This is a genomic window from Saccharospirillum impatiens DSM 12546 (assembly GCF_000423605.1).
GTDB classification, from domain to species: Bacteria; Pseudomonadota; Gammaproteobacteria; order Pseudomonadales; family Natronospirillaceae; genus Saccharospirillum; species Saccharospirillum impatiens.
The window spans coordinates 13,045-27,935 of sequence record NZ_AUIH01000025.1 but is presented as its reverse complement, the minus strand read 5'-3'; the positions used below and the strand labels follow the sequence as shown (position 1 = coordinate 27,935).

At 46.2% G+C, this 14,891-nt stretch carries 12 protein-coding genes; 7 read left to right on the top strand and 5 right to left on the bottom strand.

Features of this window, described 5'->3' with window-relative positions; translation table 11 throughout:
• Positions 1–131 precede the first annotated feature (131 nt).
• The 3 genes from G565_RS0113200 to G565_RS0113190 are packed head-to-tail and all read left to right on the top strand — an operon-like array spanning position 132 to position 3,164.
• The gene (locus G565_RS0113200; RefSeq protein WP_169579653.1) at positions 132–1,325 is read left to right on the top strand and encodes a glycosyltransferase family 4 protein; all 1,194 of its coding nucleotides are present in this window, start codon (positions 132–134) and stop codon (positions 1,323–1,325) included.
• A complete protein-coding gene (locus G565_RS26055) occupies positions 1,322–1,891 on the top strand; it encodes an arsenate reductase/protein-tyrosine-phosphatase family protein (protein WP_051207877.1) in 570 nt (189 codons plus the stop codon). Before G565_RS0113200 ends, G565_RS26055 begins: the two co-directional genes overlap by 4 nt.
• Complete coding sequence (locus G565_RS0113190; RefSeq protein WP_028671349.1) at positions 1,881–3,164, top strand: O-antigen ligase family protein; 1,284 nt, start codon at positions 1,881–1,883, stop codon at positions 3,162–3,164. Before G565_RS26055 ends, G565_RS0113190 begins: the two co-directional genes overlap by 11 nt.
• A 78-nt stretch (positions 3,165–3,242) precedes the next feature.
• Here the strand turns inward: G565_RS0113190 and G565_RS0113185 are convergent, their stop codons facing one another.
• Positions 3,243–4,106: a hypothetical protein gene (locus tag G565_RS0113185; protein ID WP_028671348.1), complete on the bottom strand. Its 864-nt coding sequence runs from the start codon at positions 4,104–4,106 to the stop codon at positions 3,243–3,245.
• 317 nt (positions 4,107–4,423) lie between these two features.
• Here G565_RS0113185 and G565_RS24080 point away from each other — a divergent pair, with 317 nt between their 5' ends.
• Both G565_RS24080 and G565_RS0113175 read left to right on the top strand, forming a co-directional pair.
• A complete protein-coding gene (locus tag G565_RS24080; protein ID WP_084649376.1) occupies positions 4,424–5,677 on the top strand; it encodes a glycosyltransferase family 4 protein in 1,254 nt (417 codons plus the stop codon).
• Complete coding sequence (locus G565_RS0113175) at positions 5,677–7,035, top strand: phenylacetate--CoA ligase family protein (protein WP_028671347.1); 1,359 nt, start codon at positions 5,677–5,679, stop codon at positions 7,033–7,035. Before G565_RS24080 ends, G565_RS0113175 begins: the two co-directional genes overlap by 1 nt.
• Positions 7,036–7,459: 424 nt before the next feature.
• Here G565_RS0113175 and G565_RS0113170 read toward each other — a convergent pair whose 3' ends face one another.
• From G565_RS0113170 to G565_RS0113155, 4 genes are all read right to left on the bottom strand, one after another.
• The gene (locus G565_RS0113170) at positions 7,460–8,914 is read right to left on the bottom strand and encodes a lipopolysaccharide biosynthesis protein (RefSeq protein WP_028671346.1); all 1,455 of its coding nucleotides are present in this window, start codon (positions 8,912–8,914) and stop codon (positions 7,460–7,462) included.
• Positions 8,911–10,062 (bottom strand): glycosyltransferase family 4 protein, encoded by a 1,152-nt coding sequence (locus tag G565_RS0113165; protein WP_028671345.1) that lies wholly within the window; start codon positions 10,060–10,062, stop codon positions 8,911–8,913. The genes G565_RS0113170 and G565_RS0113165 overlap by 4 nt, the downstream gene beginning before the upstream one ends.
• Before the next feature lie 5 nt (positions 10,063–10,067).
• Positions 10,068–11,258 carry a polysaccharide pyruvyl transferase family protein gene (locus tag G565_RS0113160; RefSeq protein ID WP_281168928.1) on the bottom strand — a complete coding sequence of 397 codons (1,191 nt, stop codon included), beginning with the start codon at positions 11,256–11,258 and terminating at the stop codon, positions 10,068–10,070.
• Between the two features lie 82 nt (positions 11,259–11,340).
• Complete coding sequence (locus tag G565_RS0113155) at positions 11,341–12,471, bottom strand: glycosyltransferase (protein WP_169579651.1); 1,131 nt, start codon at positions 12,469–12,471, stop codon at positions 11,341–11,343.
• A gap of 119 nt (positions 12,472–12,590) precedes the next feature.
• Between G565_RS0113155 and G565_RS0113150 the strand changes: the two genes are divergently transcribed.
• Together G565_RS0113150 and G565_RS0113145 are read left to right on the top strand one after the other, a co-directional pair.
• Entirely contained in the window at positions 12,591–13,739 is a 1,149-nt protein-coding gene (locus G565_RS0113150) for a glycosyltransferase family 2 protein (RefSeq protein WP_028671342.1), read from the top strand.
• Positions 13,736–14,869, top strand: a complete 1,134-nt coding sequence (locus G565_RS0113145; protein WP_028671341.1) for a DegT/DnrJ/EryC1/StrS family aminotransferase — start codon at positions 13,736–13,738, stop codon at positions 14,867–14,869. Before G565_RS0113150 ends, G565_RS0113145 begins: the two co-directional genes overlap by 4 nt.
• Positions 14,870–14,891 lie beyond the last annotated feature (22 nt).

Sequence of the window (14,891 nt, the reverse complement as noted above, 5' to 3'; positions counted from 1 at the left end):
TTCCAATAATGACTGCTTGGAGTTAAGCCCCGAGAGTGTACAAAATGCTTTTTACCTTGAACAGCACTAGCCGGGAGTAGTTGCAAGGTTTAGAATGCTATTCATCAACTGGCTCAAAGGAAATGACCAGCGTGCGCGCCACTACTCCTACTGTATTGCATACCATCGACACCACCGGCCCGGGTGGCGCAGAGACCGTTTTTCTGGATATTGCCGAGCATTTGCAAATGCCCGGTCACCAGACGTTAGCCCTGATTAAAGGCCCAGGCTGGGTTCAAGACCAGCTCGATGCGCGCCACATCCCCTATCGAATGCTCAAACCTCATGGTTTTTTAAGCCTGCCTTACTACTGGCAAGTTTACCGGTTGATAAGAACACACCGGGTTCATCTGGTGTACGCCCACCTACTAGGCTCGGCGTTAACCTTTTCCCTGTTTGGACTGTTGGCTCGTTTACCGGCTATTGGCGTACTTCACGGCCAGGTCGATGTGAACCCAAATGAGCGTTTCGTGCCCGTTAAGCGCTGGTTGATGAAGCATGGCCTGCGCAAGGTGGTAGCCGTGAGCCAGCGACTGGCCAACAATATGGTCGACCGGGGTGTCTTTACTGAACGCCAGGTAGCGGTTATTCACAACGGCATCGACACAAGTAAGTACCGCAATAAAAAAACAGGTGCATTGAAGGCGTCGCTCAACCTGGATGACGCAGCACTCCTGGTGGGCAGTCTGGGCAATATCAGGCCAGCAAAAGACTACGCCAATCTGTTGAATGCCGCCGCCGATGTGATTCAACAAGAGCCAAGGGCGCATTTTGTTATTGCCGGGCACCAGAAAGAACCGTTGATGTCTGAATTGAGCCAACAAGCGCAAACGCTTGGGGTTCAAAGTCACGTACACTTTATTGGCTTTATTGATTCAACCGCTGACTTTCTCGCAGAGCTCGACGTATTTGCTTTGTCTTCATCCAGTGAGGGGTTTTCCATTGCAACCATAGAGGCTATGGCCAGTGGCATACCCGTTGTAGCTACCCTATGTGGTGGACCAGAGGAAATTATTCGATTGAATGTGGATGGTGCTTTGGTGCCTGTTAGTAAGCCAGAGATGCTTGCCCAGGCGATACTGAAGGTTATGCAGTCGCCCTTGGTAGCAGGGCAACTTTATTCAAGCGCCATGGCTAGAGTGGAAGCAAATTTCAGCCTTGATGCAATGTTAAAGAAATACAGAGAGATTGGCGACCCATTCTGCAGGCAGGAGGCCGCGCAGGTAAATTACAAACAAGACAACCTTCAAGTGAGCGGAGAAATGACCAAAAAGGAAGTGCGATGACCACGGCTGGCAGTTTGCCTGTACCCAACAATTGGATTAATGATCGGTATGGCTCAAAGAAGGGCTTTGCTCGACACTCTTACTTTGAATTTAAGCGGCTAATAGGTCAATTTGACCATTTGAAGGTTCAAAGGAAGTGTCAGCCTAATAGAATCGTTTTTGTCTGTGTAGGCAATATTTGTAGAAGTCCAATTGCTGAAATAGTTGCGAAGTCAGTAGGGTTGGAATCTACTTCTTATGGCTTGAATACTTCGGGGGGAGATTCTGCTGATTGTCGAGCCATAAATTTTGCTTCCATTACCGGTTTTGATTTAACTAATCACGCAACAAGACCAATTGAGCATTACAAGCATATTGAAGGTGATCTGATTGTTGGAATGGAACCGAAGCATATTCTGCCATTACGCGAGAAATATTGTAACGCAAAAATAACCTTGCTCGGTCTCTACAGTGATCGTCCTAGCGCCTATATCCATGATCCATATAACACAAATAAAACCTTTTTTAGCTATTGCGAAACGATCGTTGTATCGGCAACTATGTCGTTAATCGAACATGTCAGGTAATTCAGAAAGCAGAAAAAAAGCTAAAGTAGATGACTTCTACTTTCTAAAAATTGGACCGTTGTGGAAGCATTTTTGGAGCGATCACCCTGCGTTCTGGTTCCTCTGTGGGTATCTTTTTTTCGAGTACTTTCGTCCACAATCAATATACCCAGCCATCAATATACTACCTTGGACACAAATCTTGCTAATGGGAGCTATCGTACTTAGTGTATTTGACAAAAAGTCAAAATTCAAAATATCAGTAGTTCATGTTTGCATCTTCCTTCTGAGCTGTCAGTTTTTATTTGGATATTTTTCTGCAGACTATCCAGAATGGTCGATTGAGTATAGAGAGTTCTTTATACAGTGGGTAGTGATTTTCATTGCGATAACTTACATAACGACAACTCGCGAACGGTTCTACATACTATTGTTGGTTTTCTACTTATGTTCACTAAAGCTTGCGTATGGCACGGCACTTATCTGGGTAAAGCGAGGATTTTCATTTTCAAGTTTTGGGATCATGGGACCTCCAGGTTACTTTCAAAATTCCGGGGAGTTGGCTATTCAAATGCTAGTGTTCTTTGGGCTTTCATATTATTTGATGAAAGGCTTCTTTGGCTTGTCAAACAAGTGGGAAAGATTGATTTTAATTGTAGGCCTACTAGCTCCAGTGATGACGATACTGGGAGCTAGTAGTCGAGGTTCACAGCTTGCTTTAGTAGCTTTGATAATATGGTTGGTTCGCTTTCGAATATTCAAAATAAAGTACTTAATCTCTCTTGCAATGATATCGGCGCTAATTGTGATTTTGTTACCAGAGGAGCAACTAAATCGATTTGACTCAATGGGTGAGGATAGAACTTCGGAGCAGAGAATATTGTATTGGACTAGAGGTATTGAAATGATATTGGATCACCCATTCACAGGGGTTGGCTACTACAATTACATTCCATACTTTACTGAACATTATCCGGACGATATACTTTTCACGAACCTCCAGGGCGAAAGAATTGCTGAACTACCACATAATATCCTGATACAAATTGGTACCGATGGAGGCATCCCGGCGCTTATATATTACATAATAATAGTTGGATATTGTGTATTTCCAAAAACTAAATTGGATCAACCTTTTTCAGACATAGATAGAGGGCTTTGCTTAGGAGTATTGGGTTTCTTTATTGCGGGCCAATTTGTCACTGTCGGATACTATCCATTTCTATGGGTATCTGCGGCGTTGTTGGTTTCATTGCGAAGAGTAGGCTTAGCAAATCAAACGGTAAGCAAGTAAAGGTAAAAAGTCAGAAGTTTGTTTAGTAAAACATCCCTGTCTCGAAACTGGTGCTAGTTCCTAGTTCTTACTTAATACCTAATACTGAATAGTGACATTATTTAAGACAGGGGCGTAGGATAGATTCGGGCCACCTGTTGTTTCTCCATGACTTGTATTGACCTTTATTTCAAAATTGTCTACGCAGAAAGATGTTTCAGTGTCGAATCCGCCATTAACCCATCCCATCAAGTAACCCTGATCAATAAAGTTTCCTCGGTTAGCGTAGTTAATTTGATTGCTCAAATCTGTTGAAGAGTCTGTTTTAGCATCGGGATGATGGGTTCCATTGATAAATACACCGTCTTTTGAAATTTCGAATTTTCCATAGTCACCCTGTTCAGTTGCAAGCTCCAGAAAGACGTGGACTCGCTGCCACCTTCCAGAATTATTAGTATACATGTGGGGCCGTAAACGATTTAATGAATGGCCGTAATTATTTCCATCTTCTCCAATATATACAGAGGGAGTCGCGCCTCCATCTGTTGGCCAGCTTTCGCTAGAAACAGAAATATTCGCGTTAAACTTGCCATAAGTACCAGACCAAAGCACAAAATTCTTATGATTGCGAGGAGATCTAATGTAATCAGTCGGCACAAATAAATCGTAGCTCATCTCAAGCTGAACAGCGTCTACCGGTAGCTTAAATCTTTTCTCAGACCAACTATTGCCTGCATCAGGTTTGTCAGCCTGGTAGTTGAAAACAAGGGACTTTCCATTAGAGTTGTCACCAGGGCAGGTAACCCCAAAGTCCGTATATGCCTCGCTACCCCAGAACGACCTGTCTTCAGTAGATTCGAAATCATCTTGAAATATCCAGTCAGGATTGATTAAAGAGGTCTCCGCATACGCGAGCGAGCTAATTGTGAAAAAAAGTGATGATACTAATAGATGCTGTTTCATGATTTCACCAAGATTGATTGACCTAACTATAGTACACTAGCTAGTACAATTGAAAGCGTGATGGCTTAGCCATTTTATCTATTAATTACAATTTTCAATTGATGGCTCGCTTGGTCAATTAAATCCGTCAAAAATACGGCACTAGGTCGGGAAGATGAAGCACTTTATGTCTAGTGAAATTGACCATTGTGCGTCTAATGCAGGCTCTGTGCCTCGACTAAGACAAATCTAGTAGTATAATAGCGGTAGCGTAAGAGTAAGTTAGCATTAGATACATAACTTAACAGTTGAGTTGCTAGTTGATTAAAAGGGATAGTATGGACAGGGTAAGAGTTCTATGGATAGGGCATTTTGCACCATATCCACCTAAAGGTGGTGCAATGCAAAGATCTTTCAACATGCTAAAAGAAATGGCAGGGTTTGCAGATATTGATCTGGTAACGTTAATGCCGCGATCTAAGGTAAGAGCTTATTACCCAGACTTCCAGACTGGCCAAAAAGAGATTTCTGAATCATTAAGTAAATATGTTAGAAAATTTGTCACAATTTCTCATGGACTTAATGCAAGAAAGCTAAACAAGTATTTCCTGGGCTTCAAATCATTGTTTAGTCAAGTTCCTTATGATGTGCTCGCACTAAGGTCTAGTAAATTCGAGCAAGCAGTGCAGGAGGCTTTAGAGAGTAATGAATATGATGTAGTGTACATTGACACTATAGGGCTGGCCGCTTATGTAGGAAATGTTAATTCCCCCAAGATAGTAAATCATCATAATATAGAATCTCAGATGCTTGAGAGAAGAGCGAACAATTCCTCTGGGATTTTAAAGCTCTATTTTAAGTGGCAATCTAGTAGAACTAGAAGTTGGGAGAAATATTGGTGCAATAGGGTAGAGGTTAATTTAGTTTGTTCAGAACTCGATAGACAAAGATTGAGAACATATGTTAATTGTGAGATAGAAGTCATACCGAATGGAGTTGACATTGAGTATTTTAAACGCTCAAAGGATTACTCTGATTCAGAAGTTACGGGTTGTATTTTTGCAGGTGGACTTGAGTGGTATCCCAATGCTAAAGCCGTTGATTTCATCGTTAATGAGTTAGAGCCGGTGTACGATCTATCGATTACGAAAGGTCCGGTTGTTATCTGCGGAAAAGGCTGGCACAAAGGGCTGGCAGATGTATCTAAAAGAGCTAATAAAATATTTGCTGCGGGCTTTGTTGATGATATTAGAATGCCTATGGAGAAAGCGGCGATATATGTTTGTCCTATAGATGACGGAGGTGGTACTAAGTTGAAGGTACTAGATGCTTTGGCAATGGGCATTCCATTGATAGCTCACCCTATAGCATGCGAAGGTATTAACGTAAAAGAAGGAGATACTGTTGTTTTTGCACGCACGGCTAATGAGTACGTTAAAGAGATTGAAGCGCTTATGCGAAGCCCTACTAAGAGAGAGTTAATGTCTCGTGCAGGGATTCGGCTTATTGAAGAAAATTATTCTTATTCTACAATTGGGAAGAAAATCAAATCGGTAATTGATTCTGTAACAGCTGAATGGAGTAAAAACTAGTGTCAGTTGTTGAGCAGATTTTCTATAGGCTTCCTGTCTTTATTCAAGAGGCTCTATTATATGTAATTGGCATGTATGTGTATTTTCAACGAAGATCGGGGGATTACTATCTGTTTCTAAAGGAAGTTGAAGAAAACTCATATTTAGATCATGATCGCATAGATGCAATAAAAAATTCGAACGTAAAAGAAGTTCTTGCATCAGCCAAAGAAGTTCCAGCTTACAGAAAACTTTTCGATTCTTTAGGCGACAATGACAATGATGCTTTAGGCGTGCTAAAAAAATTCCCCGTGCTTGAGAAGAAAACTTTAAAACTTGAGGGTAGAAAGTACATAAGTGATAAAAATGTAAATTTGAAACTATTAAAATTAAAGACCACAGGGTCGACAGGAACTCCTCTCGAGATATTTTGTACGGCTGAGGCCAGGAAAAGAAACTACGCGTACTTTGATTGGTTTATTCGAATACATGGAGCAACACCGAGAGATAAGTCCATAACTATTGCGGGGCGAAAAATTAGACCAGCAAGCGGAGTTAAACCGCCCTATTGGTTATTAGATCGTTTTAATAGAACTTTGTACATGTCTGCGTATCATATTAACGATTCCAGTTTGAGAGAGTATTGTAAGGCTATAAATGCATACAAACCAATATACATAGATAGCTATCCTTCCGTACTGTATGAAATTTCTAATTTTGCTATTACTAATGGCATTTCACTGCCAACTCCGAAATTCATATGCACATCATCTGAAACGTTGTCCGGGTATCAAAGGCGTGCCATAGAACATGCTTTTGGATGCCCAGTCCGGAATCAATATGGCACAGCAGAAATGTGTGTTTTCGGTTATGAGTGTCAGAATGGTTCAATGCATATTCGTGAAGACTATGGCTTAGCCGAGTTTGTTGATACTGACGAAACTGGTCAAAGCCAAGAAATAATATGTACTGGATTTATAAATCATGCAATGCCATTAATTCGATACAGAATTGGAGATACGGTTAAAGTTATAAGGGAAGATAGATGTGAATGCGGATCTCATTATCCAATAGTCAGGGGTATAGAAGGTAGAGTTGATGATGTTGTTATTTCCAAGAGCGGGAAAAAGTACAGTAGGTTGAGTCCGATACTTAAAGGTTTGCCAATACTAGAGTCACAGTATATTCAGGTTAGTATGAGTCTGATCACATTGAAGGTGATTCCAGAAAGAGAATTCGATGATGGACTCAAGTGTAAGATATTAGCTAAATTAAAAGAATATTTCGTAAATGATTTTGATTTTGAAGTGATTTTTGTAAAAGAGATACCACGAGGAAAGGGCGGTAAATTTAGATCTGTAATAAATTTATGCAAGTAGCTAAGTTTGAATGACAGCATTTGATGTAGTGCGTAGTGCGTAGTGCGTAGTGCTCAAGGCTACTCTATGTCAGTATCGGTTCCCTTTCTTAATTGCAATATGTATTAAAGATGCCTTAGTTTCAAGTAATAAGTGCAATTCATTTGCGCGGTAAGCAAATCTACCTGTCACACCAGAAAAAGTCCGTTCGATGATTTTCCATCTTGTGTAGCTCTTGGTCTAGAATTTAGTCTGTCCATGACAAACTGGATCTCTACGCAGCGGTCAACAGCGCGTTGGAATGAACGGCTACAGTGCTTTTACGATTGGCGGAAGAAAGCGCCGAGCCTACCATCTAGCCTCCCTCTCTTCCCAAATGTACTCATTATACGAAACCGCGTCCTTTGTTTTTGGTCTGTCATATCTAAAATTCCTCCCAATTTTTTTACCTTTTAGTGGACCTATTTATTGCTGTCCATGCGTACTCAATTTCTTTCTTTTCAATTGAGATTAATATTACAAAAAAGCTACTAACTATTGCCAATAGTATACTCAACATGACCGGCAGTGCACTAAAATCATCGGGAATAATCGATTGGGATATTAGAGAACTAGCGATGAGAATTAGTGTAGTGAATATAAGGGGGCGCTGTGAAACCTGTAAGTCGTATAGTTTCTTCCCGGCGTGCAAAGCGTATGAATATTGGATTAATGATCCCAGTGCAAAACCTGCAGCAGCACCTGTGAAGCCAAACGCAGGGATAAGCACTAAATAGAGTATGGTAATGCACAATGCAGTAACGATATTGTTTTTCGTGATCTCAATAGTTCTATTGGTATGCATAAAGCTAAAGTTGTTAAAGATAGTTAAGCTTTGAAATATGCTAGCTAATACCAGGAAGGGTACGGCCTTTGTTGCGGGATGAAAAAGTGGGTCAGACATAATATCTATTGCTAATTGAGAGAAGACAATGACACCAATACCCGATATCATCATCAACGCTAGTATCATGCGAAATGCAGTTGAATAGGCTTGATACGGACTTGAATCTTTTGCAATGGCAAAGCGTTCTGTTTGCCAATACTGCGAAAAAGGGCTCCATACAAGGACTGAAACTATCATACCAAATTTTGCAGCCAGCTCATAAAGGCCCACATCATCTAGATTCGAAAATATCCTGATAAAATATCTGTTAGATGACCCTATATACAGGCCTATAAAACCAGAGATCCAAAGCGGCCAGCTGAATATGAGTAGGTTTCTTATTGCCTTGGTGTCAATCCTGAACCCTACTTTATAGAGTGTATACGCTATTAGTAGTGTTGATATTGCTACAGATGAGATCAGGCTGCTTAGTGCTAAACCCATTAGTCCCCAATCTAAGATTACGATAGTGATAATATTCAAGCTTAGTTGCATTGCTAGTTTCAGCATGCTGAAGTTGAAGAATACCCAGGGTTTTTTGATGATGCGAAGGTATGTTAAGCCATATTGTTCAAGGGCATGCGTTAGTATGAGCGCAGAGAAAATGATGATATAGATGCTGTATTCTTGTTCTCCGAATACCAATATAGAAAGTGGATTTGCGAAGAAAGCCATTATCATGCAAGCGATACCACTGAAAAATAATGTTACAAGCAAAGCGGTTGTAACAACAGCGTTCTTTCGTTGGCGTTCTTCTTCCTTATGGTAAAATTTTGGGACAGCCTGAAACATATGTCCGCCCAATAGTATTTCAAACAGGCTTACCATGAAGATTAATAGGCCGATAACACCATAGTCGGCAGGCGTTAGATAATTGGTATAGATTGGCAGCATTATAAAACCAACAAGCTGCCTGGATATGTTACCTACGGCATAGATGGTTGAGTGCTTCACCATTTGTTGAGCTTGGCTCAAAGCGAATACTCCGGCTGGGCTTCTAGGGTTTCGAACACTTTTATAATCCCCCTGGCTTGGGCCTTTCTTGAAAACTCATCCTGTACGCGGCTTCGACCATTTGCCCCCATTACGGTTAACAGGGGATTGTCGTTGAGCAGTGAGTGCAGGGATTCGGCAGCTGAAACAGGGTCGCTCACAGGGAACTTTATGCCAGTCTCTTTTGTAACTGCCTCGTTCAAACCTGGGAGGTCAGACACTACCAGTGGCAGTTCTGTTGCTGCCATCTCCAATGAAGACATTGGGAATGAATCCCACTCGGTAGATGCGATCATGCCCACAGAGCAGCTTTTAAGGAGGTCTGCCACATCGCTTCTATAACCGCCAAATGTGATATGCTGATTAACCTCTGGGTCCTGAAGAAACTCATTGAACCCTTCTTTTTCGCCGGGCCGGTTGCCAAGAATCAGGAACTGGACGTCTTTGTAGTCCATATCCTGGGTTAGTACTTTGGCTGCTTGCAAAATGATATGAACACCTTTTCGGCGTTCCATATGACCGGAAAAGACAACGATTTTCCGGTTTCTGGGTATCTCGAAACACTGGTGGGCGTATTCTTTCCTGGTTGGGTCTGGCGCGTACTTTTCTGTATCTATCCCAGTCTTAACGATCGACGTTTTGGATGCAGGAATGCCACGGCCATTTACAGCGGTATCGCGCATGCCGTCAGATTGGAAGATGTAGTGATCGGGGCCAGAGCGTCGGGCTGACACTTCAAGTCTCTTGAGGATCAACTTAAGGCCGGTATTGATGGAGCTCATGGGAGCCCCCCAATAGGAAACGAAAGTTTTAACACCCCCTCGCCTTAATGCTTGGTATGCGGGCCGTGACACGGGTTGGTCGAACCCCAGTAGGCGAGTGATCTTGTTTTCCCTGATATAGGTTTCTATGGCTTCGAGCTGGGAGGGCTCCGACCATTGGGTGTCTAACTGTATGACATTGGATAGACCGCTGGGAAGTGAAGGTGTCATTCCACCTTCAAGGTTCGCATAGGCATAGTGAACCTTGTCCATTCCATCGACAAAGTGCTTCGCAACCTCAAGAAAAGTATGTTCATGGCTGGATGCCGCATAACCTGGGTTGGATTCACAGTGAAAGAGTACCATCATCCCTGTCACGTTCTGCTAGCCTCCGTAGCGTCTGCAGTGCTGTCGGTGGTCGGTGATTGCGGTGCCAGCCCTGCCAGGATGTTGTAGGGGCGTTCGCTTATAGCTCTGGCTTCAAGCTGAACCTTCCGCGCGGCTGCTTCGAAGTCTGCTCTCGTTGCCAACGCCTCTTCTACCAGCGCACTCAGCCTGGTCTCGACTTCATGAATTGAGGTTACCAAAGGCTTTAGGCCCAGCGCCTCGAATGAGCCGGTAAGTTTCGCCTGGGTGTATTGATCCACATAAATCCCGACTGCTGGTACGCCAATCGACAGTGCAAAGATCAATTGATGGTAGCGCATTGATACAACAAACTGGCTGTCGGCTGTCAGTGCCTTGAGCGTCGATGCAAGCGGGATAGGGTCGACTAGGTGGAATGTACCTTCAGGCCACAAGTGTTGGATGTTGTTCGCCAGTTTAATGTCGCCTTCGGCCCCCCTGGGCGCATGGTGTGGTATGAACACGGTATTTACGTCGTTCGCTGACACAGTGTTTCTCATGGCGGTGGCAACCGCCAGTACGTCCTTGTCTTCCATGTCGCCGAATTTGCGCATCGAAACACAGGCGAATATCTTACTAGAATCGCTGATTTTCTGTGTGTAGTCGCTGTGTTTTTTCTCTAGAAAGCAGGCATCGTCGAGCGCGAAGTGAACAGGTGCTGTTACCTGGGTATGAGAGAAGTTGATATCCCGAACACCAATCCATTTGGCAGAAGGAAGTACCTTATCAATGGCGCGACGGTGGGTTTCGTTGTAAGGCCCTATGGTTTGGCTAACCAGTACGACATCCTTCTTAAAGAAGTTCGCTATTCTCAGTAGCCTTAGCCGGGCTTCAAGTACGCCGGGCCATACACTGGTCATGTTGCCACCACCGCATACAATCACTTTATCGCACTTGATGACTTGATAGATATTGGTGGCGATGGCTTTAAAGTATGACAAAGGTTTTTTCCAGAGCATCTTTCGGAATTCTGCTTCTGGAGTGTGATAGAACGCAAAGGCCTTTATGCCGTAAGTTTCTGGAACCTTGTCAGGGCTAGCACAGCCTAGAATCAGGTTTTCTTTCCCGACCAGCTTTCCAAGGCGCTCTATAGCGACTTCGGCCATGGCTTCATCGCCTACGTGATAGTCTGGCCCTAGCCCCGTGATGTCTGACAGCATAAGAATTTTTGGCATTTTATTGTGCACTCACTAATTGGTTGGCAGGCTTAACTAGCCTGCAGATTTCCAGTTATCGTCGATATCAAGGCTGAACAAAGTTGGGCTCATACTCAGCAAGCAATTTATTGCAGTAAACTCTTAGGGTTTTTTGGGCACAAATGTCCACAGTAAGCTCAAAATTCTTATCTTTCAGGGTGGGTTGGTCGTTGCTTGGTCGCAGATTTAGAATTGCTTTTGCCAGGTCGTTAGCAGATTGAACAATGGGCTGTCTCTCAGTAGCAATACCATTTTGTTCTAGGTGCACTGTATCCGTATTGATCAGAGTGGTTTTCAAGCAAAGGGTTTCCAATGCAACCATTGGCATACCTTCATGATCTGAGCACAGGATGACAGCATCACTTTTTTTAATGATCGCAGGTATATCCGATCGGTGGCCGTGAAACTGAACATTGGGCTCCACGAGATTCAGTAAACTTGCCTGGGTTTTCAGTTCTACTTCCAAGGGGCCATCACCCACTATGTGGAACCGGTAGTTGTTTGATCGGTCCAATACGAGCCTCGCTGCTTCCAAAAACAGATCCACCCGTTTAACCGGTACCAGTCGCCCGATGATGGCAATGTGTATGCAGTCGGGTTCAAACACCAGGTCTGTGCCGGCATTGGCTTTTTCGTTCAGCTCTTCAAGGTCGACGCCATTGGGCACGCAGTAGAGTTTTTGCGCACCGTATTGGCCTTGCAGTTTGTCCATAAGCTCCTGTGATACGACGATCACGCCATCTTGCAGCCAGCGGCCGCAGGCTGTGTCTGCCCAGCGCTGTATGCGTGTTTTCAGGCCGCCGTCGAATTCGCTGGCGCCGTGTACGGTGCGCACGCATCGGGCGCGGAGTGTGGTCAGGTTGGACAGGCTACCGAGAATGTTTTCTTTCTGGCGGTGGGTGTGAATCACCGTTGGGCGAAAGGCTTTTATGGCCTTGCGCAGGCCCTGGAACAGGCGCAAAGCTGACAGACGGGTTTCGTCGAGTACGGTAACGGGGATGTCGATGGCGCGCAGGCGAGTTGCGAGTTCGCCTTCGTTCATTAGAACGGCAGCGACGGTGCAGTCTTTGTTGAGTTGCTTGATGAGGGCGTAGGCCTGGGCTTCGGCGCCTGCCCAAAGGTCCCCTGAAATGATATGCAGGACCCGGATCTTTTCTGTGGATCGGGAAATCGACATGTACTCAACATCCGTGTTGGTTATACTGTGGCACATTATGCATCAGGGAGGGCTGCGTTAAAAGCGCCTTTCCGGGTCTTTGTGTTTGATCGTATTCACCCTGGTCCAAGGAGCTGACCATGTTACCTGTCTTGTTTTGGATTCTGGCGCTTTGCGCCGTGTACAGCTACTTCCTTTACCCTTTGGCCCTGCTGCTGTTGCGGAACCTTATCCGCCCCGACACGATTAAGGCGCCAGCCACTCACGCCTCAGAGCCGCCCTTTCTCAGCCTGATTGTTACGGTCTACAACGAAAAACACCGCATCGAGCAAAAGATTCAAAACGTGCTGGCTCTGGACTACCCGCCTGATCGGCTGGAACTCATCGTCGCGTCTGACTGCAGTGACGACGGGACCGATGAACTCGTGCAAGGCTATGCCGACCGCGGTATCCGGCTGGTCAGGGCGCAGGACCGTTTGGGTAAGGAAAACGCCCAGTTGGCGGCCATACAGGCTGCCAAAGGGGAGGTGCTGGTGTTTTCGGATGTCGCCACGCAAATGGACCCTGAAGCTCTGCAGAACCTGAGCCTTTATTTCGCCGACTCGCGGGTTGGTGCGGTGTCGAGTGAAGACCGTTTTATCAGCAAGAGTGGAAAGGTCGCTGGCGAGGGTGCTTACGTTAAATACGAAATGTGGCTGCGCCGGCAAGAAAGTCAGCTTGGAGGCTTGGTGGGCCTGAGTGGTTCTTTTTTCGCTGCCCGCGCCGAAGTCTGTGAACAATGGGACATTCATTCCCCTAGCGATTTTAATACGGCGCTGAACTGCGCCCGCCTGGGGTTGCGCTCGGTGACGGCGCCCGATGTACTCGGCTACTACGAAGACCTCAAAGACGCTTCTCGTGAATACGCCCGGAAAGTCCGCACCGTGTTGCGCGGCATGACGGGGCTGGCGCGGCACCCCGATGTATTGAACCCTGTTCGGTTTGGCTTGTTTTCGTTTCAGGTGTTCAGCCACAAACTCATGCGCTGGGGCGTGCCCTGGTTTTTGGGGGCATTGCTGGTGGTAACGCTGGTGCTGGCGAACGATGGCTGGATCTATTCTCTGGCTCTGGTGGCTCAAGCGGTGTTTTATGGCGTTGCAGCCTGGGGGCATTGGGGTCGCCGTGGGCAGGATCACAGTGCGGTTCGGCTGGTGTATTTTTTTGTTCAGGTGAACCTGGCGCTGGCCGATTCGGCAATCCAGTTCGTTAAAGGCAAGCGTATGACGACCTGGAAGCCCTCTGCCCGATGAGCTGGGCTGTCTATCCCCCAGCGGGCAACGCGGTCGACTTACAGTCGTCAGCGTTCGATTTCAGTAGTGTGTTTCCTGATCATCAGTTGATCTGGTTGCAATCGGGCACGGCGGCGCTGGCGTGGTGTTTGTGCCAGCATCGGTTGCTGCACCCGCATGTTGAAAACCCGGAAGTGCTGATTCCCGCCTATGGCTGTCCCGATCTGGTAGCGGCAGCCGATTACGCAGGCTACACCCCAAGGCTGGTCGATCTCGCCGATGGTACCAGTGAGTACGATGCGGCGGCATTGGCTGGCGCGGTGACAGAACACACGCTGGCGGTATTGGCTGTTAACTTTTTGGGGCTTGCCGCTAATGTGAATGCTATACGGGGCTTGCTGCCCGAGGTATCTCCCATTGCCATTATTGAAGACAACGCCCAGTGGTTCCCGGAGCCGGACAGGCCTGTGACCAACGAGGCCGATTACCTGACGTTTTCCTTCGGTCGTGGCAAGGCCATTGGGCTTTTGGGCGGTGGCTTGGTGGCGACTCGGGTGCAGCCACAACCGATGGATATCACACCGCCTGAAACCGATCGGCTTTGGCCGGTAAAAGCCCGGGCTTACAATGCCCTGTTGCACCCTCTGATGTATGGCGTGGTGAGCCGGCTGCCCGGCCTTTCGTTGGGGCAGACGAGTTATCACGCTTTAACCGGTTTGGTGGGCATGGACCCGCAGCCCCGGGCGGTACTGGGGGCGAACATTGAGCGCTACCAGCGGTTCGATCCCTGGCGGGAGCGCTGTTTCGACGAAGCCCTTGCGGGCATAACGTCGGTTCAGGTACCGGGGCTCACAACACAGGGCCGTCGCACAGCCAACCGGGGGCGCTTGTTGCGCTACCCCGTGCTGCTGAGCAACCGGGAGCAACGAGATGCGGTGTTGGCGTCACTGTCACAGGCTGGGCTCGGCGCAACGGCGATGTATCGTCATGCTTTGCCAGATATTGCGGGGCTCGAAGGGCGGTTCGACCGAACCAGGGTGCCGAATGCCCGGCAGTTTGCCGACCGCCTGATCACATTGCCCGTGCACGAGGGCATTGACCGGGCCGCGGTTGCACGCATAACCGATGCCGTGGCCAGACAGTTAAACTGACCGGCCGGGGCGAGCCCGGCGA